The 24380-nt window shown below is 56.8% G+C and carries 24 protein-coding genes; 13 read left to right on the top strand and 11 right to left on the bottom strand.

The features are described 5' to 3' along the window. The first annotated feature begins 11 nt into the window (after nucleotides 1-11). From rpe to trpS, 3 genes are read left to right on the top strand one after another with little or no spacing between them, the layout of a single operon-like run. Complete coding sequence (gene rpe, locus ACI2JR_RS13975) at nucleotides 12-689, top strand: ribulose-phosphate 3-epimerase (protein ID WP_132731628.1); 678 nt, start codon at nucleotides 12-14, stop codon at nucleotides 687-689. Further along, complete coding sequence (gph, locus tag ACI2JR_RS13970) at nucleotides 682-1443, top strand: phosphoglycolate phosphatase (RefSeq protein ID WP_132731629.1); 762 nt, start codon at nucleotides 682-684, stop codon at nucleotides 1441-1443. The genes rpe and gph overlap by 8 nt, the downstream gene beginning before the upstream one ends. After that, nucleotides 1436-2440 (top strand): tryptophan--tRNA ligase, encoded by a 1005-nt coding sequence (gene trpS, locus ACI2JR_RS13965; RefSeq protein WP_132731630.1) that lies wholly within the window; start codon nucleotides 1436-1438, stop codon nucleotides 2438-2440. Before gph ends, trpS begins: the two co-directional genes overlap by 8 nt. Before the next feature lie 88 nt (nucleotides 2441-2528). Here the strand turns inward: trpS and cysG are convergent, their stop codons facing one another. The 3 genes from cysG to nirB form a co-directional block, all read right to left on the bottom strand. After that, the gene (gene cysG / locus ACI2JR_RS13960) at nucleotides 2529-3902 is read right to left on the bottom strand and encodes a siroheme synthase CysG (RefSeq protein ID WP_132731631.1); all 1374 of its coding nucleotides are present in this window, start codon (nucleotides 3900-3902) and stop codon (nucleotides 2529-2531) included. Nucleotides 3903-4057: 155 nt separating this feature from the next. Further along, complete coding sequence (gene nirD / locus ACI2JR_RS13955; protein ID WP_132731632.1) at nucleotides 4058-4384, bottom strand: nitrite reductase small subunit NirD; 327 nt, start codon at nucleotides 4382-4384, stop codon at nucleotides 4058-4060. Next, complete coding sequence (gene nirB / locus ACI2JR_RS13950) at nucleotides 4381-6924, bottom strand: nitrite reductase large subunit NirB (RefSeq protein WP_132731633.1); 2544 nt, start codon at nucleotides 6922-6924, stop codon at nucleotides 4381-4383. The genes nirD and nirB overlap by 4 nt, the downstream gene beginning before the upstream one ends. 240 nt (nucleotides 6925-7164) lie before the next feature. Here nirB and ACI2JR_RS13945 point away from each other — a divergent pair, with 240 nt between their 5' ends. Beyond that, nucleotides 7165-8487, top strand: coding sequence for a cytosine deaminase (locus ACI2JR_RS13945; protein ID WP_132731635.1), 1323 nt, complete (start codon nucleotides 7165-7167; stop codon nucleotides 8485-8487). Here the strand turns inward: ACI2JR_RS13945 and tsgA are convergent. After that, nucleotides 8484-9668, bottom strand: coding sequence for an MFS transporter TsgA (tsgA, locus tag ACI2JR_RS13940; RefSeq protein WP_132731636.1), 1185 nt, complete (start codon nucleotides 9666-9668; stop codon nucleotides 8484-8486). The genes ACI2JR_RS13945 and tsgA overlap by 4 nt on opposite strands. A gap of 276 nt (nucleotides 9669-9944) precedes the next feature. Here tsgA and ppiA point away from each other — a divergent pair, with 276 nt between their 5' ends. The 5 genes from ppiA to ACI2JR_RS13915 all read left to right on the top strand — a co-directional run bounded on the left by ppiA (nucleotide 9945) and on the right by ACI2JR_RS13915 (nucleotide 13287). Then, nucleotides 9945-10514, top strand: a complete 570-nt coding sequence (ppiA, locus tag ACI2JR_RS13935) for a peptidylprolyl isomerase A (RefSeq protein WP_004868429.1) — start codon at nucleotides 9945-9947, stop codon at nucleotides 10512-10514. 107 nt (nucleotides 10515-10621) lie between these two features. Then, nucleotides 10622-10789: a YhfG family protein gene (locus ACI2JR_RS13930; protein ID WP_132731637.1), complete on the top strand. Its 168-nt coding sequence runs from the start codon at nucleotides 10622-10624 to the stop codon at nucleotides 10787-10789. Beyond that, nucleotides 10779-11381 carry a putative adenosine monophosphate-protein transferase Fic gene (locus tag ACI2JR_RS13925; RefSeq protein WP_462478791.1) on the top strand — a complete coding sequence of 201 codons (603 nt, stop codon included), beginning with the start codon at nucleotides 10779-10781 and terminating at the stop codon, nucleotides 11379-11381. The genes ACI2JR_RS13930 and ACI2JR_RS13925 overlap by 11 nt, the downstream gene beginning before the upstream one ends. 32 nt (nucleotides 11382-11413) lie before the next feature. Further along, entirely contained in the window at nucleotides 11414-11977 is a 564-nt protein-coding gene (gene pabA, locus ACI2JR_RS13920) for an aminodeoxychorismate synthase component 2 (RefSeq protein ID WP_132731639.1), read from the top strand. A gap of 89 nt (nucleotides 11978-12066) precedes the next feature. Continuing rightward, nucleotides 12067-13287: an aspartate aminotransferase family protein gene (locus ACI2JR_RS13915; protein WP_462478790.1), complete on the top strand. Its 1221-nt coding sequence runs from the start codon at nucleotides 12067-12069 to the stop codon at nucleotides 13285-13287. Here the strand turns inward: ACI2JR_RS13915 and ACI2JR_RS13910 are convergent. Beyond that, nucleotides 13277-15355 (bottom strand): YccS/YhfK family putative transporter, encoded by a 2079-nt coding sequence (locus ACI2JR_RS13910; protein ID WP_462478789.1) that lies wholly within the window; start codon nucleotides 15353-15355, stop codon nucleotides 13277-13279. The genes ACI2JR_RS13915 and ACI2JR_RS13910 overlap by 11 nt on opposite strands. A gap of 52 nt (nucleotides 15356-15407) precedes the next feature. Beyond that, nucleotides 15408-16040, bottom strand: a complete 633-nt coding sequence (gene crp, locus ACI2JR_RS13905; RefSeq protein ID WP_000242758.1) for a cAMP-activated global transcriptional regulator CRP — start codon at nucleotides 16038-16040, stop codon at nucleotides 15408-15410. A 305-nt stretch (nucleotides 16041-16345) separates the two neighbouring features. Between crp and ACI2JR_RS13900 the strand changes: the two genes are divergently transcribed. Beyond that, on the top strand, nucleotides 16346-16750 hold the full coding sequence (locus ACI2JR_RS13900) for an OsmC family protein (protein WP_462478788.1): 405 nt from the start codon (nucleotides 16346-16348) through the stop codon (nucleotides 16748-16750). A 101-nt stretch (nucleotides 16751-16851) separates the two neighbouring features. On the opposite strand, the gene ACI2JR_RS13895 is transcribed toward ACI2JR_RS13900, so the two are convergent. The 3 genes from ACI2JR_RS13895 to ACI2JR_RS13885 are packed head-to-tail and all read right to left on the bottom strand — an operon-like array spanning nucleotide 16852 to nucleotide 18932. Next, nucleotides 16852-17721 carry a phosphoribulokinase gene (locus ACI2JR_RS13895; RefSeq protein ID WP_462478787.1) on the bottom strand — a complete coding sequence of 290 codons (870 nt, stop codon included), beginning with the start codon at nucleotides 17719-17721 and terminating at the stop codon, nucleotides 16852-16854. Between the two features lie 36 nt (nucleotides 17722-17757). Next, nucleotides 17758-17976, bottom strand: coding sequence for a YheU family protein (locus tag ACI2JR_RS13890; protein WP_462478786.1), 219 nt, complete (start codon nucleotides 17974-17976; stop codon nucleotides 17758-17760). Next, entirely contained in the window at nucleotides 17973-18932 is a 960-nt protein-coding gene (locus ACI2JR_RS13885; RefSeq protein ID WP_462478810.1) for a hydrolase, read from the bottom strand. Before ACI2JR_RS13885 ends, ACI2JR_RS13890 begins: the two co-directional genes overlap by 4 nt. A 227-nt stretch (nucleotides 18933-19159) precedes the next feature. Here ACI2JR_RS13885 and ACI2JR_RS13880 point away from each other — a divergent pair, with 227 nt between their 5' ends. Beyond that, the gene (locus ACI2JR_RS13880; protein WP_462478785.1) at nucleotides 19160-19357 is read left to right on the top strand and encodes a hypothetical protein; all 198 of its coding nucleotides are present in this window, start codon (nucleotides 19160-19162) and stop codon (nucleotides 19355-19357) included. 23 nt (nucleotides 19358-19380) lie between these two features. On the opposite strand, the gene ACI2JR_RS13875 is transcribed toward ACI2JR_RS13880, so the two are convergent. Together ACI2JR_RS13875 and ACI2JR_RS13870 are read right to left on the bottom strand one after the other, a co-directional pair. Next, the gene (locus ACI2JR_RS13875) at nucleotides 19381-19833 is read right to left on the bottom strand and encodes a nuclear transport factor 2 family protein (protein WP_132731647.1); all 453 of its coding nucleotides are present in this window, start codon (nucleotides 19831-19833) and stop codon (nucleotides 19381-19383) included. Nucleotides 19834-19941: 108 nt separating this feature from the next. Beyond that, the gene (locus ACI2JR_RS13870; protein ID WP_462478784.1) at nucleotides 19942-21846 is read right to left on the bottom strand and encodes an ABC transporter ATP-binding protein; all 1905 of its coding nucleotides are present in this window, start codon (nucleotides 21844-21846) and stop codon (nucleotides 19942-19944) included. A 173-nt stretch (nucleotides 21847-22019) separates the two neighbouring features. Here ACI2JR_RS13870 and kefG point away from each other — a divergent pair, with 173 nt between their 5' ends. Together kefG and kefB are read left to right on the top strand one after the other, a co-directional pair. After that, nucleotides 22020-22583 (top strand): glutathione-regulated potassium-efflux system ancillary protein KefG, encoded by a 564-nt coding sequence (gene kefG, locus ACI2JR_RS13865; RefSeq protein WP_132731649.1) that lies wholly within the window; start codon nucleotides 22020-22022, stop codon nucleotides 22581-22583. Beyond that, entirely contained in the window at nucleotides 22570-24375 is a 1806-nt protein-coding gene (kefB, locus tag ACI2JR_RS13860) for a glutathione-regulated potassium-efflux system protein KefB (protein ID WP_462478783.1), read from the top strand. Before kefG ends, kefB begins: the two co-directional genes overlap by 14 nt. Nucleotides 24376-24380 lie beyond the last annotated feature (5 nt).

The following is a 24380-nucleotide window of genomic DNA, read 5'->3' as shown; positions in this document are numbered from 1 at the left end:
AGGAGATGCGGATGAAGCAGTATTTGATTGCCCCTTCGATTCTGTCGGCTGATTTTGCCCGTCTGGGTGAAGATACCGCCAAAGCGTTGGCAGCGGGTGCCGATGTCGTGCACTTTGACGTCATGGACAACCACTACGTGCCGAATCTGACCATCGGCCCTATGGTGCTCAAAGCGCTACGCGACTATGGCATCACCGCCCCTATCGATGTGCATCTGATGGTGAAGCCGGTCGATCGCATCATCCCTGATTTCGCCGCGGCGGGCGCCAGCATCATTACCTTCCATCCGGAAGCTTCCGAACATGTCGACCGTAGCCTGCAGCTAATCAAAGAGCAGGGCTGTAAAGCAGGTCTGGTGTTTAATCCCGCCACGCCGCTGAGCTACCTTGATTACGTGATGGATAAGCTGGATGTCATTCTGCTGATGTCCGTAAACCCCGGTTTTGGCGGCCAGTCTTTCATTCCGCAGACCCTGGATAAACTCCGCGAAGTCCGTCAGCGCATCGATGCGTCGGGTTACGATATTCGCCTGGAGGTCGACGGCGGCGTGAAGGCCAGCAACATTGCCGATATTGCGGCGGCGGGCGCGGATATGTTTGTCGCCGGTTCGGCGATTTTCGGCCAGCCGGACTATAAACAGGTTATCGATCTTATGCGCAGTGAATTAGCAAAGGTTAGTCATGGATAAATTACTCTCTGTTCGCGGCGTCGCCTTTGACCTTGACGGCACCCTGGTAGACAGCGCGCCGGGTTTGACCGCCGCGGTCGATAGCGCCCTCTATGCGCTGGAGCTGCCGGTGGCGGGTGAGGCGCGTGTTGTCACCTGGATCGGCAACGGTGCGGATGTTCTGATGGCGCGCGCGCTGGACTGGGCGCGTCAGGAACGCGCAACGCAGCGCGCTGCGATGGGCAAACCTTCTGTCGATCATGATGATATCCCGCAGGCAGAGCAGCTCACGCTGCTGCGTAAACTGTTTGACCGGTTCTATGCCGAGGCCGCGGAGGAGGGAAGCTTCCTGTTCCCGGCGGTGGCCGATACGCTCGGCGCCCTGCATGCGAAAGGTCTGCCGCTGGCGCTGGTGACCAACAAACCGACGCCGTTCGTCGCGCCGATGCTGGAAGCGTTGGATATCGCTAAATATTTTAGCGTCGTGATCGGCGGCGATGATGTGCAGAACAAAAAGCCGCATCCGGAGCCGCTGCTGCTGGTGGCGCAGAAACTGGGGCTGGCGCCCGATGAGCTGCTGTTCGTCGGCGATTCACGCAATGATATTCAGGCGGCCAAAGCGGCGGGCTGCTGCTCAATCGGCCTGACCTACGGTTATAACTACGGTGAGTCGATTGCGCTCAGCGAACCGGACTATATCTTCGACCAATTTAATGAACTTTTGCCCGCTCTCGGGCTACCGTACAGTGAAAATCAGGAATTGAAAAATGACTAAGCCCATCGTTTTTAGTGGCGCACAGCCCTCAGGTGAATTGACCATTGGCAACTATATGGGTGCGCTGCGTCAATGGGTAAACATGCAGGATGACTATCACTGTATTTACTGCATCGTTGACCAGCATGCGATTACCGTCCGCCAGGACCCGCAGCAGCTGCGTAAAGCGACGCTGGATACGCTCGCGCTGTATCTGGCCTGCGGTATCGACCCGCAAAAAAGCACGATTTTTGTGCAGTCACACGTGCCGGAGCACGCGCAGCTAGGGTGGGCGTTGAACTGCTATACCTATTTCGGCGAACTGAGCCGCATGACGCAGTTTAAAGACAAGTCCGCGCGCTATGCCGAAAACATCAATGCCGGCCTGTTCGACTACCCGGTGCTGATGGCGGCGGACATTCTGCTGTATCAGACTCACCAGGTTCCGGTTGGCGAAGATCAGAAACAGCACCTGGAGCTGAGCCGCGATATCGCGCAGCGCTTCAATGCCATCTACGGCGACGTATTTAAAGTTCCTGAGCCGTTTATTCCTAAATCCGGCGCCCGCGTGATGTCCCTGCTTGAGCCGACGAAAAAGATGTCCAAGTCGGACGACAACCGCAATAACGTGATTGGCCTGCTGGAAGATCCGAAATCGGTAGTGAAAAAGATTAAGCGTGCCGTGACCGACTCCGACGAGCCGCCGGTTGTGCGCTACGACCAGCAGAATAAGGCCGGCGTCTCCAACCTGCTGGATATTCTTTCCGGCGTTACCGGCCAGAGCATTGCGGAGCTGGAGCAGCATTTTGCAGGTAAAATGTATGGCCACCTGAAAGGCGAAGTTGCCGATGCGGTCTCCGGTATGCTGCTGGAGCTGCAGGAGCGTTATAACCGCTTCCGTAACGACGAAGCGTTCCTTAACCAGGTGATGAGAGACGGCGCCGAAAAAGCCAGCGCCCGTGCCTCTCAAACGCTGAAAGCGGTATACGAAGCGATCGGCTTTGTCGCGAAACCGTAAGCGAAAGGCGTACCGGTAACAACAAGGGCGGGGTGAATCCCGCCCTTTTGCTATCTGGCGTTTGCCGGCCTGTATGCGGACAACGCCGTCAGTGATGTGAGAACCAGTTGAGCTTATCGCGTAGGCTGACCACCCGGCCGACGATAATCAGCGCCGGGCTGGCCATCTGTTGCGCCAGAATATCCAGCCGATCGAGCGTACCGACCACCACTTTTTGACTGACCGCCGTGCCGTTTTCCACAATGGCTGCCGGCATATCTGCCGCCATGCCGTGAGCGATGAGCTGCTCTCTGATCGCCGGCGCCTGATTGAGCCCCATATAAAACACCAGGGTCTGCTTTTCTACCGCCAGGTTGGCCCAATCCAGCTCGCCGCCGGTTTTCAGGTGTCCGGTGACCAGGCGCACGCCCTGGGCGAAATCGCGATGGGTGAGCGGAATACCGGAATAGGCCGAACAGCCGGAAGCGGCGGTAATCCCCGGCACCACCGAGAAGGGGATGCCGGCGTTGCACAGGGTTTCCAGCTCTTCGCCGCCGCGCCCGAAGATAAAGGGGTCGCCGCCTTTCAGACGCACCACGCGACGTCCGTTCTGAGCTTCGCGCAGCAGAATCTGGTTGATCTCTTCCTGCGGCACGCAGTGGTAGCCGGCGCGTTTACCGACGAAAACCCGATCGGCGTCGCGACGCACCAGATTCATAATATCGTCGGAAACCAGGCGGTCATACACCACGACGTCCGCCTGCTGAATCTGCTGCAGCCCTTTGAGGGTCAACAGCCCGGCGTCGCCGGGGCCGGCGCCAACCAGCACCACTTCGCCGCGATGATCCAGCGGCTCTGTCAGCAGCTGTTCGGTGGTATCGGCAACGGCCTGGCGGTCTTCGTTGGCCAGCGACTGCGCCAGGCGGTCGTTGACGAACAACTTCTCCCAGAAACGTCGACGTTCGCCAACCGTCGCAAACTGTTGTTTCACCCGCGAACGCAGCTGGCCGGCATAGTGCGCGAGCTGGCCTAAATGGAGCGGCAGAATGGATTCCAGCTTCTCCCGCAGCAATCGTGCCAGCACCGGCGAGGTGCCGCCGGATGATACGGCCACCATCAGCGGCGAGCGATCGATAATGGACGGCATAATAAAGCTGGCCTGCTGCGGCGCATCCACCACGTTGCAGAATATCCGTCGCGCCTCTGCGGCGTCGCTGACCTGCTGGTTTACCTCTTCATCATCGGTGGCGGCGATAGCCAGCCAGCAGGCGTCGAGGAGCGCGGGGTTAAACCGGCCTTTTGCCAGCGTCAGCATCTGCGAATCCGCCCACACCTGGAACTGCGGCGAGAAGTCCAGCGCATTGACCGTTAATCTGGCCCCGGCATCCAGCAGCAGACGCGCTTTGCGTTCGGCAACGTCACCGCCGCCGACCAGTAAGCAGTCGCGGTTGCGCAATTGGCAGAAAATAGGTAAGTGATCCACGGAACGTCCTCGCAGTAAAGCAGTGGGAGAGGGTAAGCGGTCGTAGCATAACAGCAGAGGGTTGGCACAATATATGAATTTTCGGCTGCCTACCGCTTAGTTGGCATAAGAAGAGAATATGGTTCCCGCCGTGGCGCGGCGGGAACCTCAGGGCATCATGCCTTCAGCTGAACGGTGCCGTCTTTCACGCGAGCCTCGAAATGGGCAACGGAGTGGCTTTCATCTTCCATGCACCGGCCGTCACGCAGGCGAAAGCGCTGCTTTTTCAGCGGGCTGGCGACCCACAGGTCACCGTCGTGTTCGGCAATGATGCCGCGTGACAGTACGCTGGCGTTGAAAAAGGGGTCAATATTGTCGATCGCAAAGACCCGATCGTCATGGTAAGGCCGGAACAGGGCGACCTGTTGCTGACCAAGCAGCGCGCAGACGCCGGTTGCCGGCAGGATATCGTCAATCTTGCAGATGTTTATCCACTGGCTCATGCGTTTTCCTCCACCAGAGTGACCGGGATACGTTCGTACGGCGTGGCCGGGCGATGCTGCTCGCGTTCCGCGACAATCTGCACATTTGGGTCGCGCAGGTTGCTGTTGATAAAGTGTTTGAAGCGGGTTTGCGCCGCCGGGTTGTTGACCGTTTCGCTCCATTCGCAGGCGAAAGCGTCACGCAGGCGCGCCAGCTCTTCTTCCAGATGCGCGTTGAGGCCCAGCTTGTCGTCGATAATGACGCTACGCAGGTAATCGATACCGCCTTCCATGTTGTCTAACCACGGCGCGGTACGCGTCAGCTTATCGGCGGTGCGGATGTAGAACATCATGAAGCGATCGAGATATCTGAGCAGCGTTTCACGATCGAGGTCGGCGGCCAGCAGATCGGCGTGGCGAGGTTTCATCCCGCCGTTACCGCAGACGTACAGGTTCCAGCCTTTCTCGGTAGCGATAATGCCGACATCTTTCCCCTGCGCTTCCGCACATTCACGGGTGCAGCCGGAGACGCCAAACTTCATTTTGTGCGGGGTTCGGATCCCTTTGTAGCGATTTTCCAGCTCGACGCCGAAGCCCACGCTGTCACCCACGCCGTAACGGCACCAGGTGCTACCGACGCAGGTTTTGGCCATACGCAGCGCTTTCGCATAGGCGTGGCCGGTTTCAAAACCCGCTTCAATCAGCTGACGCCAGATTTCCGGCAGATCGTCTTTTTGCGCGCCGAACAGGCCGATACGCTGTGAACCGGTGATCTTGGTGTAGAGGTTATATTCGCGGGCGATGCGGCCTACGGCCAGCAGGCCTTCCGGCGTAATTTCACCGCCAGCGGAACGCGGAATGACCGAATAGGTGCCATCTTTCTGGATATTGGCGAGGAAGTTATCGTTAGTATCCTGCAGCGGCGTATGCTGCGGCTTAAGGATGTACTCATTCCAGCAGGAGGCCAGCAGGGAGCCCACGGTCGGCTTACACACTTCGCAGCCGTAGCCTTTACCGTGTTTTTCCAGCAGTTCTTCGAAGCTTTTAATGCCTTCCACGCGAATAAGGTGGAACAGCTCCTGACGAGAATAGGCGAAGTGCTCACACAGGTTATGGTTGACTTCGATCCCCTGTTTCGCCAGTTCGGCGTTGAGTACCTGGGTCACCAGCGGGATACAGCCGCCGCAGCCGGTTCCGGCTTTGGTTTCTGCTTTCAGCGCGGCGACGGTATGGCAGCCCTTGTTGATCGCGGAAATCAGCATACCTTTGGTGACGTCGAAGCAGGAACAGATCTGCGCACTGTCCGGCAGTTTATCGACGCCAATCGCCGGTTTGCCGCTGCCTGCGTGGGCCGGCAGGATCAGCGAGTCCGGGTTTTCCGGCAGTTCGATGGTGTTCAGCACCAGCTGCAGCAGATTGCCGTAGTCGCTGGTATCCCCGACCAGTACCGCGCCGAGCAGGGTTTTGTTGTCTTCACTGACGATCAGACGTTTATAGACTTCTTTGCTTTCATCAAGATAGACGTAGCTACGCGCGCCTGGAGTACGGCCATGGGCATCGCCAATACCGCCAACGTCGACGCCGAGCAGCTTCAGCTTGGCGCTGAGGTCCGCCCCGGTAAAGCGGTTGTCGTTGCCGAGGAGATGATCGACGGTGACCTGCGCCATTTTATAGCCCGGTGCCACCAGACCATAGACGCGGTTATTCCAGCTGGCGCACTCGCCGATGGCATAGATGTCCGGGTCAGAAGTTTGACAGGTATCATTCACCACGATACCGCCGCGCTGAGCGACCGCCAGACCGCATTGGGTGGCCAGCTTATCACGTGGGCGGATACCGGTGGAGAAGACGATAAAATCGACCTGCAGCTCGCTACCGTCGGCGAATTGCATGGTTTTGCGCGCTTCGCTGCCCTGCTGGACAATCTCTTTGGTATTTTTGCTGGTATGAACCTTTACGCCCATGCTTTCGATTTTACGCTTCAGCTGCTCGCCACCCATGTTGTCGAGCTGCTCAGCCATCAGCATTGGGGCAAATTCGATCACGTGGGTTTCGACGCCGAGGTTTTTCAGCGCGCCGGCGGCTTCGAGACCTAACAGACCGCCGCCGACCACGGCGCCGCGTTTGCTGCGACGGGCGCAGGCTTCGATAGCGTTCAGATCTTCAATGGTGCGGTAGACGAAACAATCCTGAGTGTCTGCGCCTTTGATCGGCGGGATCCACGGATAAGACCCCGTTGCCATGATCAGCTTGTCGTAAAATACGGTACGTCCCGCGCTGGAGTGAATGACTTTCTCCTGGCGGTTAATGGTAATAGCGCGTTCACCGATCAGGACTTTAACGCCATGTTTCTCGTAAAAACCTTCACGGACCAGCGAGAGTTCTTCGGCGGTGTGATGGGAGAAGTAAGACGACAGGTGGACGCGGTCGTAAGCGATACGGGGTTCTTCACAGAACACGGTAATGTCGAACTGTCCGGCAGGCGCCTTATCAAGAAGCTCTTCGATAAAGCGATGGCCAACCATGCCGTTACCGATAATAGCGATTCTGACTTTGCTCATTTTTGCCTCGATTTCTTTTCTATTACCGCCTACCTTAACGATTCAGCCAGGAGGCTTATTGATACAAATCAATTTCACTCCGGCCTACCACTTAATGGGTATGGCTATGATTTTTCTGGATTTTTATAAGTTATGGAAAACTCACGCTTTTCCTTTTTGTTGCTTTTGTGTACAAAATGAACGAGAGGAAAGTCGTATGTCCGGAGTGAAAAATCGGTACTTTTAACGGGAGTCATCACGATGACAGCAGTTCCGCTTTGGTTGATTCAGAACGTACGCCTGCCGGATCGCGACGGGTTATGGCAGATAGCAATAGATAAAGGCTGTTTTGGCGATATCACTCCGATGGGCGCAGCGCACAGCGAAAGTTATGAAGTGCTTAACGCCCGCGGCGGGTTGGCTATCCCGCCGTTTATTGAGCCGCATATTCACCTGGATACGACGCAAACCGCCGGTGAACCCCGCTGGAACCAGTCCGGAACGCTGTTTGAGGGCATTGAACGCTGGGCGGAACGTAAAGCGCTGCTGAGTCACGAGGATGTGAAAGCCCGGGCGTGGAAAACCCTGAAGTGGCAAATTGCCAACGGAATTCAGTATGTCCGCACCCATGTTGACGTCTCTGACCCGACGCTGACGGCATTAAAGGCGATGCTGGAAGTCAAGCAGGAGGTCGCGCCGTGGGTAGACCTGCAGATCGTCGCCTTCCCCCAGGAGGGGATTTTATCCTACCCCGATGGGGAGGCGCTGCTTGAAGAGGCGCTACGGCTTGGGGCCGACGTGGTGGGAGCGATTCCTCACTTTGAATTCACCCGCGAGTATGGCGTTGAATCTTTGCATATTGCCTTCCGTCTGGCGCAGCAATACCAGCGACCGCTGGACATTCACTGTGATGAAATCGACGATGAGCAGTCGCGCTTTGTCGAAACGGTGGCGGCGCTGGCGTTAAAAGAGGGGATTGGCCCACGGGTCACGGCCAGCCACACCACGGCGATGCACTCCTATAACGGCGCTTACACTTCACGGCTGTTTCGTCTGCTGAAGCTTGCGGGAATCAACTTTGTCGCCAACCCGCTGGTGAACATTCATCTTCAGGGGCGGTTTGACGATTATCCGAAGCGGCGCGGGATTACCCGGGTGAAAGAGCTGATGGCGGCGGGGATTAACGTCTGCTTCGGCCACGATGACGTGTTTGACCCGTGGTATCCGCTCGGCACCGGTAATATGCTGCAGGTGCTGCATATGGGGCTGCACGTCTGCCAGCTGATGGGCTATCAGCAGATTAACGATGGCCTGAAGCTGATTACCGATAACAGCGCCCGTACCTTTGGCCTGAGCGATTACGGCATTGTCACGGGTCATCCGGCGAACCTGATTATTCTGCCGGCGGAAAATGGTTTTGAAGCGGTACGCTGCCAGGTGCCGGTGCGTTGGTCGATTCGTCAGGGAAGAGTGATTGCCACTACGCAGCTGGCACAGACGTGGATCCAGACTGACCGCGGGGGAGAGGAGCTGTTCTTTACGCGCAATAGCCCCTTTGCTGATGCAAAGGGGCCACAGGTTTAGTGAGAGGCCGCTGCCGCGTTGTGCTGGCGGTGGCGAGAGACAAAGCCGAGAATAATGCACATGATAAAGACGACGGCGTAGAGACCGTTGGCGGTGTGCAGTGCTGCCAGCGGGCCACTGGCGGCAACGATCGGGCCGGTCACCACGAAGGTCAGCATCGTGCCGATGGTGCCGCAGGTCAGGACAAAGTTCACCAGTTTCGGCGAGGCGACTTTGGTTTGCAGCGAACCGAGGGTGATGAGCGAGGTGTAGATAGCGCTGGAGAAGAAGCCGAGGGTCAGGATAAACCACGGCATATGCTCCGGCGAACCGTTGATAAACAGGTACATCAGCACCGTTGCCAGGCCAGCGAGCACCGTCAGAATACGTTGCAGATCGAAGAAGCGCAGGATGAAGCTGAATGACCACATGCCAATCATGTACGACATCCAGAAATCGCTGACCAGCTTACCGCCATCGGCAAGGCTCATACCCAGCGTCTTGGCATACTCCGGTACCCAGGAGATAAAGCCCAGCTGGCCGAGGATGTAGCACAGCGCGGCGATGGACAGGAACAGCACGCCGATGCCCCATTTTTCTTTCACCACCGGCTGGCTGTCGTGCTGCGCTTTTTTACCCAGTACCGGAAAATCACAGCCAAAAGTCAGAATAAAAATGGCCACATAAACCAGGCCAATGCAGGCATATACCCAGTACCACTCAATGCTGCGCGCCAGCAGGAAGGCGGCGACCATCGGGAAGATCATTCCCGCCATGCTGAAGAAGGAGTCGGTGAACAGCAGACGCGCGCCGCGCTGACGGCCTTCATACATATGGGTGATCAGGAAGGTCCCGATCGACATGGTGATCCCGCTGACCAGCCCCAGCACGAACATGGACGCGGAGAACAGGGCCAGACTGTGGCTGAACATCAGCCCGGCAACGGCCAGCACCATCAGGATAAAGCCAAAACGCAGCTGAGTTTTCAGCGGCACGATCTCCATCAGCCAGGCGTTCAGGAAGATAGAGATCAGGATACCGGCGTTGAGGAATGTAAAGGTGTTGCTCATACTGGAGACGGGCAGATGGAAATAATCGGCGATGTTCCCCATCACCATCCCGGTGACGATCACCAACGCGCCGGTGAGGGCGTAGGAGAAAAAGCTAATCCATGTGAGCTTGATACGGTTGCTGTTAGTCATGACTGGCCTGTGAATAAAAATGTAAAGCGCATTGACTGCGCCAGGGCGGACAGATTTTATTCATTCGAGTGATGTAAGCAAACGTTTATTATGCAATGTGTCATTATTTGCATAGATTAATGTGATGCAGATCGCTTTTATCTTGCGAATAGATGAATGAGCGTCTGGTAACAACTATTTCAGCTACGTAAAATTAGGTAAAAGGCTGGCTCAGGATGCAAAGGCTCTTTAGAATCAAGGCACTTGCTTTTTATTCTGCTCCGTTAAGGAATTCCCATGCTCAAATCAACTCTGGCGGCGGTGGTAGCCGTTTTCGCTATTTCAGCTTTCTCTCCGGCTATGGCAGCGAAGGGCGATCCGCACGTGCTGCTGACGACGTCTGCGGGCAATATTGAGCTGGAGTTAAATAGCCAGAAAGCACCGATTTCCGTGGATAACTTCCTCAAGTACGTTAACAGCGGCTTCTATAACAACACCACCTTCCATCGCGTGATCCCAGGCTTCATGGTGCAGGGCGGCGGCTTTAATGAACAGATGCAGCAAAAGCAGCCGAACCCGCCGATTAAAAACGAAGCTGATAACGGCCTGCGTAATACCCGCGGCACGATCGCCATGGCGCGGACCGCCGATCAGGACAGCGCCACCAGCCAGTTCTTTATCAACATTGCGGACAACGCCTTCCTTGACCACGGACAGCGTGATTTTGGCTACGCGGTCTTCGGCAAAGTGGTGAAGGGGATGGACGTGGCGGATAAAATTTCTCAGGTGCAGACGCACAACGTGGGGCCGTACCAGAATGTACCGTCCAAACCCGTCGTGATCCTGTCAGCGAAAGTTCTGCCGTAATCTCCTCTCTGCGCGCGGGCGACATCGCCCGCGCTGCTGGCCGCTCTGCGTAACCTGAAATTGCTGCTTATACTTGTGGCAAACGGGGGACGATAAGGGAGGCGACCATGCGTTCACTCACCGATAAGCAAAAATCCCAACTCTGGGAACAGACCCGCAATGTGAATTTTCAGGCCAGCCGTCGCCTGGAGGGCGTGGCGATCCCGCTGGTAACGCTGAGCGCCGAGCTGGCGTTGGCGCATCTTGCTGAGCTGAGGAGGCGCTATGAGCAATAAATACGGCGACGATCGCGACCCTTATCTTTATCCCGCTCTTAACGTGATGCGCAACCGCCTTGGCATTCGTCAGGCCCAGCGTCTGGAGGAGGCGGCGTGGGAATTCACCTCCCTGCGGGCGGCAACGCTGGCGCTGGGGCCGCGCGTGCGCGGGTTGCCCTATCTCTGTTTCATCCATCATCAGCTTTATCAGGATATTTTTGACTGGGCGGGGCACTTCAGAGAAGTCGATATTTACCGGGGCGACACCCCTTTTTGCCATTTTGCGTGGATAGAAAAAGAGGGCAATGCGCTGATGCGCGCGCTTGAAGAGGAGAATTACCTCAGCGGGCTTACTCGCGTTGGGTTCGTTGAGCGCCTGAGCTGGTACTACGGCGAAATCAATGTCCTGCATCCGTTCCGCCTGGGGAGCGGCCTGGCGCAGCGGATTTTCTTTGAACAGCTGGCCCTGCACGCCGGCTTTGTACTCGACTGGCGCGATATCGATCCCGACGCCTGGAGCCAGGCTAATCAGCTGGGGGCGATGGGCGATCCACAACCTCTCGAACGGATCTTTAGCAAAGTGGTAAGCGAAGCGCGCGAATCTGAGTAGAATAGCCCGGTTTTGTTTTTTCCGGAGCCACCATGATCCTGCTTATCGACAACTATGACTCTTTCACCTGGAATTTGTACCAGTACTTCTGCGAACTGGGTGCCGAGGTGCTGGTCAGGCGTAATGATGAGCTGACGCTCGAGGAGATAGCGGCGCTGGCGCCGGAGAAAATCGTGATCTCGCCAGGTCCGTGCACCCCGGATGAGTCAGGTATCTCCCTGGCGGTGATTGCACACTATGCCGGCCAGATTCCGCTGCTGGGGGTGTGCCTTGGTCACCAGGCCATCGCCCAGGTCTTTGGCGCCACGATCGTGCGGGCAGCCAAAGTGATGCACGGCAAGACCTCGCCCATTCACCACAACGGGCAAGGGGTATTCCAGGGGCTGAATAATCCGCTGACCGTTACCCGCTACCACTCGCTGTTGATTGACCCGGCGACGCTCCCGGATTGCTTTGAGGTCACGGCCCGCAGCGACAGCGGTGAGATTATGGCGATCCGCCACCGTGAGTGGGATCTCGAAGGGGTACAGTTCCACCCGGAGAGCATTCTTAGCGAGCAGGGGCATCAGCTGCTGGCAAACTTCCTCAACCGGTGATTTGTAGTTGCCATTGATTGATTTTTTATGCATATTTTGTGAGTAGATTATCACAATAATGACTGCATAACGAAGAAGGATGGCATGACATGGCAACTGAGCAACCGGTAATTACCCGCGCCATATTCGATGAAGTTATTCTGCCGATTTATGCACCTGCAGAATTCATCCCGGTAAAAGGTAAAGGTAGCCGCGTATGGGATCAGCAGGGCAAAGAGTACGTTGATTTCGCGGGCGGGATTGCGGTGACGGCATTAGGTCATTGTCATCCGGCTCTGGTCGCGGCGCTGCATGAGCAGGGCGAAACCCTGTGGCACACCAGCAACGTTTTTACCAACGAACCGGCGTTGCGCCTCGGGCGCAAGCTGGTCGATGCCACCTTTGCCGAACGCGTGGTGTTTATGAACTCCGGCACCGAAGCCAACGAAACCGCATTCAAGCTGGCGCGCCATTACACCATTACCCGCCACAGTCCGTATAAGACCAAAATCATCGCCTTCCATAACGCCTTCCACGGCCGGTCGCTGTTTACGGTCTCCGTGGGCGGGCAGCCCAAATATTCCGATGGCTTCGGCCCGAAACCGGCGGATATCGTCCACGTGCCGTTTAACGATCTGCATGCGGTGAAAGCGGTGATGGACGACCATACCTGTGCGGTAGTGGTTGAGCCAATTCAGGGGGAAGGCGGGGTGATGGCCGCGACGCCGGAGTTCCTTAAGGGGCTGCGCGAGCTGTGCGATGAGCACCAGGCGCTGCTGGTGTTTGATGAAGTGCAGTGCGGCATGGGGCGTACCGGTTCGCTGTTCGCGTATATGCATTACGGCGTGACGCCGGATATCCTCACCAGCGCCAAAGCGCTGGGCGGCGGTTTCCCGATTAGCGCCGTCCTGACGACAAACGACATCGCCAGCGCGTTCCATGCCGGCTCCCACGGTTCGACCTACGGCGGTAACCCACTGGCCTGCGCCGTGGCCGGGGCGGCGTTTGATCTGATCAATACCCCTGAGGTGCTGGAAGGCGTCAACGCGAAGCGCGCGCTGTTTGTGCAGCACCTGCAGCAGATTGACGCGCAGTTTGATCTGTTCAGCGACATCCGCGGGATGGGGCTGTTGATTGGCGCCGAGCTTAAGCCGCAGCATCAAGGCCGGGCCCGCGATTTCCTCTATGCGGCGGCGGATGCCGGGGTGATGGTATTAAACGCCGGGCCTGACGTGATGCGCTTTGTTCCTTCACTGGTGATTGACGAAAACGATATTGCCGAAGGGATGGCCCGTTTCGCTCAGGCGGTACAGCGGGTACTTAGCGCTTAACCGCGCGTAGCCAGATGCCATGATGCGGACGCTGACGCCATGCCACCGAGGAGATGGTGTGCATAGTGTTCAGATGATCGAGGATCCGCTGCAGATGCTGCTCCATGGTGCTTAACGGGCCATGGGGCACTTCCGCATTCTGCGACTCCATAATATTGACATCGCCCGCGCTGCCGGGACCGTCAGAGTCCAGCCGCTGTTGACAGCGCTGGAGCGCAATCTCACAGGATTCCAGATAACGCCGGGCCAGCTCCGGGGTCAGCATGTTGTGCTCGCGGGCGAGGGTAGTCATCGCGTTGATATGCTCGACAATAAACTGACTGTGGGTGACCCACAGTTTCATGTCGTCGAGGTATTGCGCGTTAAAACCCGGTTCCTGCATCGCCTGGTTCAACGAATTATACAGCGAGTTATGCGCCTGATTGACGCGCATGCGCTGATAGGCCAGCGCCGGTGCCTGGTGGTCGTCGCTCAGGATAAGCCTGATGGCATCCTGATCGGCCTCCAGCGCGTCATGGGCATTTTTACGCAACAGCCCGCTTTGCCACTGCGGCCACAGCCACACCATTCCGCCAAAGGCGATAAGACAGCCGATGAGGGTATCGATAAGTCTGGCGACAATAAACTGTTCACCGTTTAGCGTCAGCAGCTGCAGGGTATACACCGCGGTGACGGTAAAGCCCACCATCGCCCAGCCATAATGCTTACGAATAATCAGATAGCTCAGCAGCGTGACGATCAGCATCGCGGTCAGCGTATAGCCTTCCGGAACGTGAAAGTGCAGCGTCAGGCCGGCAATCGCCAGCCCGGCGAGGGTACCCGCCGCCCGATGAACAATACGCACCCGCGTCGCGCCGTAGCCGTTTTGGGTGACGAAAAGCACCGTCATCAGGATCCAGTAGGGTTTGGGCAGGTTCAGGGCGCTGCCCATCAGGCTGGCGGCGGTGAGCATGACGCAGATGCGCGCGGCGTTGCGCAGCGCCGGCGATTTCAACGAGAGGTAGTTCCTCAGCGCCGGCAGTAACGGCAGACGGCGTTCTTTATCGGCCATCAGATTACGGGCATACAGCGGGCGCTGGGTTCTTAGCACCTGGGCGATACGGCTAAAGTGCCAGGCGCAGAACTGCCCGACCGGGTTATCGGGATGCTGCGAGGCGATTTTCTCCAGCGCGCCGATTTGCTTGTCCATATTAAAGCGCTGCGGATAACGATGATAAAGGATGTCATCCGCCAGCACCCGCAGGCGGGCGGCAACGGTTTGCGCATTCCAGCGAATCACCGCTTCCGCATGGCTGCGTTCCACCAGCTTTTGTACTTCTTCGGGCTGATGCAGGCTGACGGAGATATGTTCCTGAAGATCCAGCGCCACCTGAAACGCCCGCAGCAGGCGTTTGTGGTCATTGTGTTGATTTGCCGCCAGCATATGCATCTGCTGATAGCACTGGGTGATCAGGTCCACGACCTTCTGCTGGCGGATGAGCAGCGGCGGCAGCGAGGTGGCCGGATCGATATGCTGAGTCAACAGGCTGTATTTGGCTTCGCAGTAGTTGGCCAGCTCGCGATAGAGCAGGCTTAGCGATTCACGTAGCGGCTGTTCGCGCCAAAGCCAGAACCAAAACCAGTTAAACAGGCCGTACCACAACGTGCCGAGAGCATAGATCAGCAGCGGCTCCCAGACAGGCATATTCCCGGCAAGGCTCAGAGTGAAGATCGCGGCAATCAGCGAGGCGGGCAAGAGTCTGGCGTGCAGGGAGCTGATTTCTGCCGTGACGCCAAGGAGTAGCGCCAGGCCGCTGAGAATTAACGGTAACGGGATATCCTGCTGCAGCAGCAGCTGGACGACCAGACTACAGCCGGCAAACAGGGAGCCGCCGACGATCAGGCGTTTAAAAAAGCGCTTATGCGGCGTGTCCAGACCGGCGACGTTGCAACAGGCAGGCACCAGCGAGAACAGCAGACCCTGTTGTAAATGACCGAGCAGGAGTCCGATTGCGACAGGCAAGCACAGCACCAGCGTTTGCCGCAGTGCATAGTTGACTTCCGGGTGGTAAATCAGCCTGCGCCACATCGAGGGGAAACAAAAACGGCGTATTGTGGGTACAACACGCCGTTTTATCGACTTAACGGGTACCGTAAACGACGATGGTTTTACCGTGCGCAGAGATCAGATTCTGATCTTCCAGCATCTTCAGAATACGGCCAACGGTTTCACGGGAACAGCCCACGATCTGACCGATTTCCTGACGGGTAATTTTAATTTGCATCCCGTCCGGGTGGGTCATGGCGTCCGGTTGTTTCGCCAGGTTCAGCAGCGTCTGAGCGATACGGCCGGTAACGTCGAGGAAGGCGAGGTTACCCACTTTTTCTGAGGTTACCTGCAGACGACGAGCCATCTGCGATGACAGACGCATCAGAATATCCGGGTTTACCTGGATCAGCTGACGGAATTTTTTGTAGGAGATTTCGGCCACTTCACATGCGGTTTTCGCACGTACCCAGGCGCTACGCTCCTGGCCTTCTTCAAACAAGCCTAATTCACCGATGAAATCGCCCTGGTTGAGGTAAGAGAGGATCATCTCTTTACCCTCTTCATCCTTGATGAGCACAGCCACAGAGCCTTTGACGATGTAGTACAACGTTTCTGCTTTTTCACCCTGGTGGATCAGCGTGCTTTTAGATGGGTACTTATGAATATGGCAATGAGACAAGAACCATTCGAGGGTAGGGTCTGTTTGCGGTTTGCCAAGCACCATGCGCGGTTATCCTCTGTTATAAGCTATCTCCGGGTGCCGACACTACACGGCATCCGGGCATGCAATCGTATTGTTTCCCTATGCCTGGGAAACGGCTGGTGAGTTTTCTTCAGCCTGTAATGTGAACTCCTCTGCATACATGCAGTACATCAATGTAATACTGTAGCATCCCGACTGTTTTAGCATAGCTTTCGCCGCATGTCTCCTGGTGTCTCGCTTCAGCATGACGCAGGTCGCCTTCCGTTGCGAGAATTGTTATGTGCGCGTAATCTGTCAGGAAAATTGCAACCTTGGAGTTAAATTTTATGCAAGCTCGTGTGAAATGGGTTGAAGGGTTAACCTTCATCGGAGAGTCCGCGTCAGGCCACCAGGTTCTGATGGACGGCAACTCCGGGGATAAAGCGCCAAGCCCGATGGAGATGGTGCTGATGGCGGCGGGCGGATGCAGCGCGATCGATGTCGTGTCGATTTTGCAGAAAGGGCGTCACAATGTGAGCAACTGTGAAGTGAAGCTGACGTCTGAACGCCGGGAAGAGGCGCCGCGCCTGTTTACCCATATCAACATGCATTTTATCGTCACCGGAAATGAGCTGAAAGAGGCGGCCGTCGCTCGTGCGGTGGACCTGTCGGCGGAGAAATACTGCTCGGTGGCGCTGATGCTGCAAAAAACGGTGAATATCACCCACACCTATGAAGTGGTGGAAGGCTAAGCAGCCTTTCCCGGAGAGCGGCGCAAACGCCTTATCCGGGAGCCGTGAGTGAAGAACGAAAACCCCGCTTAGCGCCAGGCGCCCGGGGTCTTTTAACGTGGTTAACTGATTTTCTTCCCTTCCATCAGCCGTTCGACCAGCGGCGCCATGATGAGCTCCATTGCCAGCCCCATCTTTCCGCCCGGCACCACCAGCGTATTGATATGCGAGATAAACGACCCCTGCAGCATCGCTAACAGCCACGGGAAATCGATATCCTGCAGATTGCGGAAATGAATCACCACAAAGCTTTCATCCAGCGACGGGATGCCTTTCGCCGCAAACGGGTTGGAAGTATCGACGGTGGGGACGCGCTGGAAGTTGATATGGGTACGCGAGAACTGCGGGGTGATGAAGTTGATATAGTCTTCCATCGAACGCACCACGGAGTCCATCACCGCTTCACGGGAATGGCCGCGTTCGCTGGTATCGCGGATCAGCTTCTGAATCCACTCCAGATTGACGATCGGCACTACGCCGACCAGCAGGTCGACATGCTGTGCCACGTTGTGCTGCGGCGTTACCACGCCACCGTGCAGGCCCTCATAAAACAGGACATCGGTAGGTTCCGGTAGCGGCTGCCATGGCGTAAACGTACCTGGCACCTGATTCCACGGCACCGCTTCATCATAGGTATGCAGATATTTCCGCGACTGGCCGGTGCCGTTGCGCCCGTATTCGAGAAAGGTATTTTCGAGCAGGCTGAAGTCGTTCGCTTCCGGACCGAAATAGCTGATGTGCTTTCCCTGATCGCGCGCTTTGCGGATCGCCATGTCCATTTCCGGGCGGGTATAGCGATGAAAGCTATCGCCTTCTACTTCGGCGGCGCGCAGGTTCAGCTGCGCGAAGATTTTACGAAAGGCGAGGCTGGTGGTCGTGGTTCCCGCGCCGCTGGAGCCTGTGACGGCAATCACCGGATGTTTGGCAGACATAACAACTCCCAGATTAAACGATGGTGTGGCGCCGCCTTAGCCGTGAAACTGCTTGCGGGGCATGATGTTGACCGTCTCGTGCAGTTCTGACCACACCAGCACGGCTTCTCCGCTTCTCAATTGTTGTTTGACGCCGGCGACTTTATCCGCCAGCGAGCGTTCATGTTCACCATAATCGGTGCCTTCGCGCAACACAAAGCTTTCGATCAGGTTATCCAGCGTTTCGGGATCCAGATCGTGCCAGGGAATAATCATTTTTGTGCTCCTAACCAACGGGTTAACCAGTCCGGAATCCGTTTTTCCAGCCACATTTCCGGCTTGCGTAGCGTGCCGCCGACAAACCCGACGTGGCCGCCTTGCTCCGTCAGCTGATATTCCACATTAGCCGGCAGCCGTTCCTGCGGCGGGATGGAGTGGTGATCCATAAAAGGATCGTCCTTGGCGTGAATGATCAGCGTCGGCCTGGTGATATCGCTTAAGCGCGGCATCGCACTGCACTGGCGGTAGTAGTCCAGCGCATCCGCAAAACCGTGAATTTTGGCGGTAATCATATCGTCAAACTCACGGATACGGCGCATGCCTTTAAGCTGACGTAAATCAACCGGCAGTGAGCCAGGATACGCCTTTAGCTTACGCGCGGCGTTGGCCTTTAGCAGGTTAAGCAGGTAGCGCTGATAGACCCGGGAGAAGCCCTTATCCATATGGTAGCTGCAGGCTTCCAGCATGAAGGGGGCCGATACGATCACCGCCGCATCGAGCGGAACGTTATCCCCTTCTTTGGCCAGCAGGCAGCCCAGCATATTCCCCCCCAGCGAATAACCGACCGCGGCGGTAGGGACGACGCCGAACTCGCGGCGCAGCCAGTGCAGGAACCAGGTGCCATCCTCGGTTTCGCCTGAATGATAGATGCGGTTGTTACGGTTAGGTTCGCCGCTACAGCCGCGAAAATGCATGACCACGCCGAGCCAGCCGCGCTGCATCGCCGCATGAATAAGGCCGTGGGCATACGGGCTATGCAAGCTGCCTTCCAGACCATGAAACACGACCAGCCGCGGTTTGTGCTGCGCCTGAACGGGGTTTTCGCTCCACGCCAGATCGACAAAATCACCGTCCGGCAGCTCGAGACGCTGCCAGTGCGGCGTGAAGCCTAGCTTACGGCGGATCAGGCGTGGCAGCATGGTTTGCAGATGACGATTGCCCACGCCGCGCATCGGGTGAAACTCGCGCGAATCATCGGCGGGGGGAGTCATTTCTGTAGGGGTGATTTCAACCATAGCACCAGAGCAATTAAGAAACTTGAGAACATTATACCGCGCATGAAGTGCGCAGGTTAGACGATATGTGGTCTTGTCGCCAGCGCTATAGGTTACACGAAATTGAGCCGGGTGATGACTGGCGTGCGCGCTGTCAGTAATTAACGCCGCCGGGAGTCTACAGGTTGCGGGTCGCTCTGCCGGGAGAGATCAAACCTGTACTGTCGAAAGCGATCTCCTGCAGTTTGCAAAAAATGCCACCGCGTTTTCATCAGGTGACCACGTTGATTAGCCGCCAGTTGCCACGCCTGTATTGCGCTTATCAGGGCGATAACGCCCTGCAGGCTATGGCGGAGAACCGCGCCGGAGAAACAGCCATCTGACGAAAGATGGCTGCGCGATGGGCTTAAAACATGCTGTTACCGCTGGCCGTTTTTTCCGGAACGGTCTGGATAACGTCCCAGTGCTCAACGATCTTGTTTTGCGCATCGAGGCGGAAAATATCGATTATCGCGCGGGTCACTCCCGGCTCGCGACCGGTGGAGGCAACGTGCAGAACCACATAGTCGCCGTCGACAATCACCCGCTTAATTTCGCTATGGGAGTTCGGGAACTTATCTTTCAGAAAGGCGATAAACTGGCGAAAGCCTTCGGGCCCGTTCTGCGCACCGGGGTTGTGCTGGATATACTCCTTGCCGAGGTAGGTTTTAGCGGCATCAAAGTCTTTATCGTTCAGCGCCTTATTATAAAAAGCGATGACATTTTCTTTATTCTTTAATTCACTCCCGGTGTAGGCGGCAAAGGCGGTATGGCTCAGGGCGCAAAGGAGTGAGAGGGAGATAAGCGTTTTTTTGACCATGGCAATTCCTCTTCGCAGATGAGTGGCGGTCGTTGGCAGGGGCCAATAACGGCGCGCTGCCATAAACCGCGCCGTTGCGTTTAAACTCTTGTCTTAGCATAGGCCGCCTCAGCCTTCCATCAGCATCTGTTCCAGCTGCTCCTGGGCATCCAGCCAGGCCATTTCGCACTCTTCCAGCCCGGATTTCGCGCTGGCCTGCTGCTGCAGACAGGCGGTCAGCTCCGCTTTGCGGGAGGCGTCATACAGGCCGCTGTCGCCTAACTTCTCTTCTGCCTCGGCGAGCCGGGCGTTAAGCTTATCCATCTCTTTTTCGAGGCGGGCAATCTCTTTGCGTAGCGGCTGGGTGAGGGTCCGCAGTTCGGCTTCCCGGCGCTTCTGGTCTTTACGGGCCTGAGCGCTGTTGCCATTATCTTTTACGGCTTCTGACGACGGGCTTTCCTGCTTTTGCGAATCGCTGAGCCACTGCTGATAGTCCTCGAGGTCGCCATCGAACTGTTCGACTTTACCGTCGTGTACGAGGTAGAGATCGTCGGTGGTGGAACGTATCAGATGGCGATCGTGCGAGACCACCACCAGCGCGCCTTCGAAATCAATCAGCGCTTCGGTTAAAGCCTGGCGCATATCGAGGTCGAGGTGGTTGGTCGGTTCATCCAGCAGCAGGAGGTTAGGGCGCTGCCAGACGATTAACGCCAGCACCAGACGCGCTTTTTCACCGCCGGAGAAGCGCTGCGTCTCTTCGTTGACCTTGTCACTCTGGAAGCCAAAACCGCCGAGGTAGTCGCGTAGCTTCTGCTCCAGCTCCTGCGGCGCCAGCCGCGCCAGATGCTGCAATGGCGATTCGTCCGCCCGCAGGAACTCCAGCTGATGCTGGGCAAAGTAGCCAAGCTTGATGCCTTTCGCCAGGCCAATCTCACCGTGCAGCGGCTGGAGTTCACCGGCCAGCAGCTTGATCAGCGTTGATTTACCGGCACCGTTGCGGCCTAACAACCCGATCCGCGAACCGGGGACCAGATTCAGCTTGATGGAATCCAGAATGATACGCTCACCATAACCGGCGCTGACCTTTTCCATTTTCAGCAGCGGGTTGGGCAGGCTCTCCGGAGCGCGGAAGCTAAAGTGGAACGGGTTATCAACGTGCGCCGGGGCGATAAGCTCCATGCGCTCCAGCATCTTAATACGGCTTTGCGCCTGCTTGGCCTTGGTGGCTTTGGCGCGAAAACGGTCAATGTAGCTTTGCAGATGGGCGACGCGCAGCTGCTGGCTTTCATACATTGACTGCTGCTGTGACAGGCGGGTGGCGCGCTGCACTTCAAACGAGCTGTAGTTGCCGGTATATTCGAACATCGTTTGCTGTTCGATATGAATAATTTTATCAACGATCGGATCGAGGAAGTCGCGATCGTGCGAGATCAGAATCAACGTGCCGGTATAGCCTTTAAGCCATTTTTCCAGCCAGATGACCGCGTCGAGATCGAGGTGGTTGGTTGGTTCATCAAGCAGCAGCAGATCGGAGCGGCAAATCAGCGCCTGCGCAAGGTTCAGGCGCATACGCCAGCCGCCGGAAAAGTCGCTGACCGGGCGTTCGAGCTGTTCATTGCTGAAGCCGAGTCCGTGCAGCAGGCTGGCCGCGCGCGCGCGGATGGTCCAGGCATCGATGGCATCCAGCTTACCGTGCACCGTCGCGATGGCATGGCCATCATTACGCTCATTGGCCTGATGTAAATCGGCCTCGAACTGGCGGTATTCGCGATCGCCGTCGATGACATACTCAATGGCCGGCTGCGCCAGGGCCGGGGTTTCCTGATTCACCCACGCCAGTTGCCAGGTGCCCGGAAAGGTCATACTGCCGCCGTCGGCGCTAATCTCGTTTTTCAAAAGCGATAGCAGCGTGGATTTACCGCAGCCGTTTTTACCCACCAGACCGACCTTCTGTCCAGGGTTGATGGTGGCGGTGGCGTTGTCCAGTAGGACCCGTACGCCGCGACGAATTTGTAACGAGGAGAAAACAATCATAAGGCGCCGTATGTTCTGACTATGTTAGTTTGTCATTATGATAATGTAATGTGGCAGCAAGTTGCTCCACCGGGCCGCAATGGTAGCCCAAAACGAAGACGATACACAAAGTCATTCTGGTTGCGTCGGGACGCAGCCGTTATACAGGCCACCAGAAGACATTCGGGAGGGGAATGATGTCTCAGACAGCGAAGGTTTTGCTGCTGTATGCCCACCCAGAATCTCAGGATTCCGTGGCCAACCGGGTTTTACTTGAACCGGCATTACAGTTGCCAAACGTCACCGTGCACGACCTTTATGCGCACTACCCAGATTTTTTTATCGATATTGCCCATGAGCAGGATCTCCTGCGTCAGCATGAGGTGATCGTTTTTCAGCACCCGCTCTATACGTGGAGCTGTCCGGCGCTGCTGAAAGAGTGGCTGGACAGAGTCCTGACCCGCGGCTTTGCCAGCGGCGCCGGAGGGAATCAGCTCGCGGGAAAGTACTGGCGCAGCGTGATTACTACCGGGGAGCCGGAGAGCGCCTACCGACGTGACGCCAACCGTTATCCAATGAACGATATTCTGCGTCCTTTTGAACTGACCGCCGGCATGTGCCGGATGCACTGGATGAGCCCGATTATTGTCTACTGGGCCCGTCGGCAATCGCCTGACGACCTGAAAAGCCATGCGCGTGCTTATCGTGACTGGCTGGCTAACCCCATCGCGGCAGGAGGGAATAATGGCGGGAGCTGATCTGCTGTTAGCTGGAGTGCTATTTCTGTTTTCTGCCGTGGTTGCGGTGCCGCTGGCCGCCAGGCTCGGCATCGGCGCGGTGTTAGGCTATCTGCTGGCCGGTATTGCGATTGGCCCGTGGGGGCTGGGATTTATCAGCGATGTCGATGAGATTTTGCATTTCTCCGAACTGGGCGTCGTGTTTCTGATGTTTATCATCGGGCTTGAGCTCAACCCGGCGAAACTCTGGCGCCTGAGAAGTTCTATCTTTGGCGTCGGGGCGGCGCAGGTGGTATTAAGCGCGGGGATCCTCGGCGGCCTGCTGATCCTCACCGGTTTTACCTGGCAAGCGGCGGTGGTTGGCGGTATTGGTCTGGCGATGTCGTCAACGGCGATGGCGCTGCAGCTGATGCGCGAGAAAGGAATGAGCCGTAGCGAATCCGGGCAACTGGGGTTTTCGGTGCTGCTGTTTCAGGATCTTGCCGTAATTCCCGCCCTGGCTCTGGTACCGCTGTTAGCCGGTTCCGGCGACGACCATTTTGATTGGGTTAAGATTGGGATGAAGGTGCTGGCCTTCGCAGGCATGCTGGTTGGCGGCCGTTACCTGCTCCGACCGGTGTTCCGTTTTATCGCCGCTTCCGGCGTTCGCGAGGTATTTACCGCCGCGACGCTGCTGCTGGTGCTGGGTTCGGCTCTGTTTATGGATGCGCTCGGCCTGTCGATGGCGCTGGGCACCTTTATCGCCGGCGTCCTGTTGGCTGAGAGTGAATATCGCCACGAGCTGGAGATCGCCATTGAGCCGTTTAAAGGGCTGTTGCTCGGGTTATTCTTTATCTCCGTCGGGATGGCGTTGAATCTGGGCGTGCTGTACACCCATTTACTTTGGGTGGCGGCAAGCGTCGCCGCGCTGGTGGCGGTAAAAAGCCTGGTGCTGTATGTCCTGGCGCGGGTATATGGTCTGCGGAGCTCGGAACGGATGCAGTTTGCCGGAGTGTTGAGCCAGGGGGGCGAATTCGCCTTTGTGCTATTCTCGATGCCCGCCTCGCTGCGGCTCTTTGAAAACGATCAGATGGCGTTGTTGCTGGTGACGGTTACGCTGTCGATGATGACCACGCCGCTGCTGATGACACTCATCGATAACATCCTCTCCCGGCGCTTTAACCCGTCGGAGGAGGAAGATGAGGTCCCGTGGGTCGAAGACGATAAACCGCAGGTCATTATTGTCGGGTTTGGCCGCTTCGGGCAGGTAATCGGCCGTTTGTTGATGGCCAATAAAATGCGTATTACCGTGCTGGAGCGCGATATCAGTGCGGTTAACCTGATGCGCAAGTATGGCTATAAAGTCTATTTTGGCGACGCGACGCAGCTGGAGCTGCTGCGCTCGGCGGGAGCGGAAGATGCGCAGTCGATCGTTATCACCTGTAACGAGCCGGAAGATACCATGAAGCTGGTGGAGATGTGCCAGCAGCATTTCCCGCATCTGAATATCCTGGCGCGCGCGCGTGGTCGCGTTGAGGCCCATGAGCTGCTGCAGGCCGGCGTCGTGCAATTCTCACGTGAAACGTTTTCCAGTGCGTTAGAACTGGGGCGTAAGGCGTTGATTAGCGTAGGTATGCATCCACACCAGGCGCAGCGTGCGCAGCTGCACTTTCGTCGGCTGGATATGCGAATGCTTCGTGAGTTAATGCCGGTCAATACTGATACTCTGCAGGTATCACGCGTCCGGGAAGCTCGCCGGGAGCTGGAAGAGATTTTCCAGCGCGAGATGCAGAAAGAGAGCAGGCAGCTTGACGGCTGGGATGAGTTTGAATAAAGGGT

Source organism: Klebsiella sp. NPDC088457, from assembly GCF_044900465.1.
Taxonomy (GTDB): domain Bacteria; phylum Pseudomonadota; class Gammaproteobacteria; order Enterobacterales; family Enterobacteriaceae; genus Klebsiella.
Note: the sequence above shows the minus strand (reverse complement) of the source record. Positions and strands in the feature narration are given on the sequence as shown.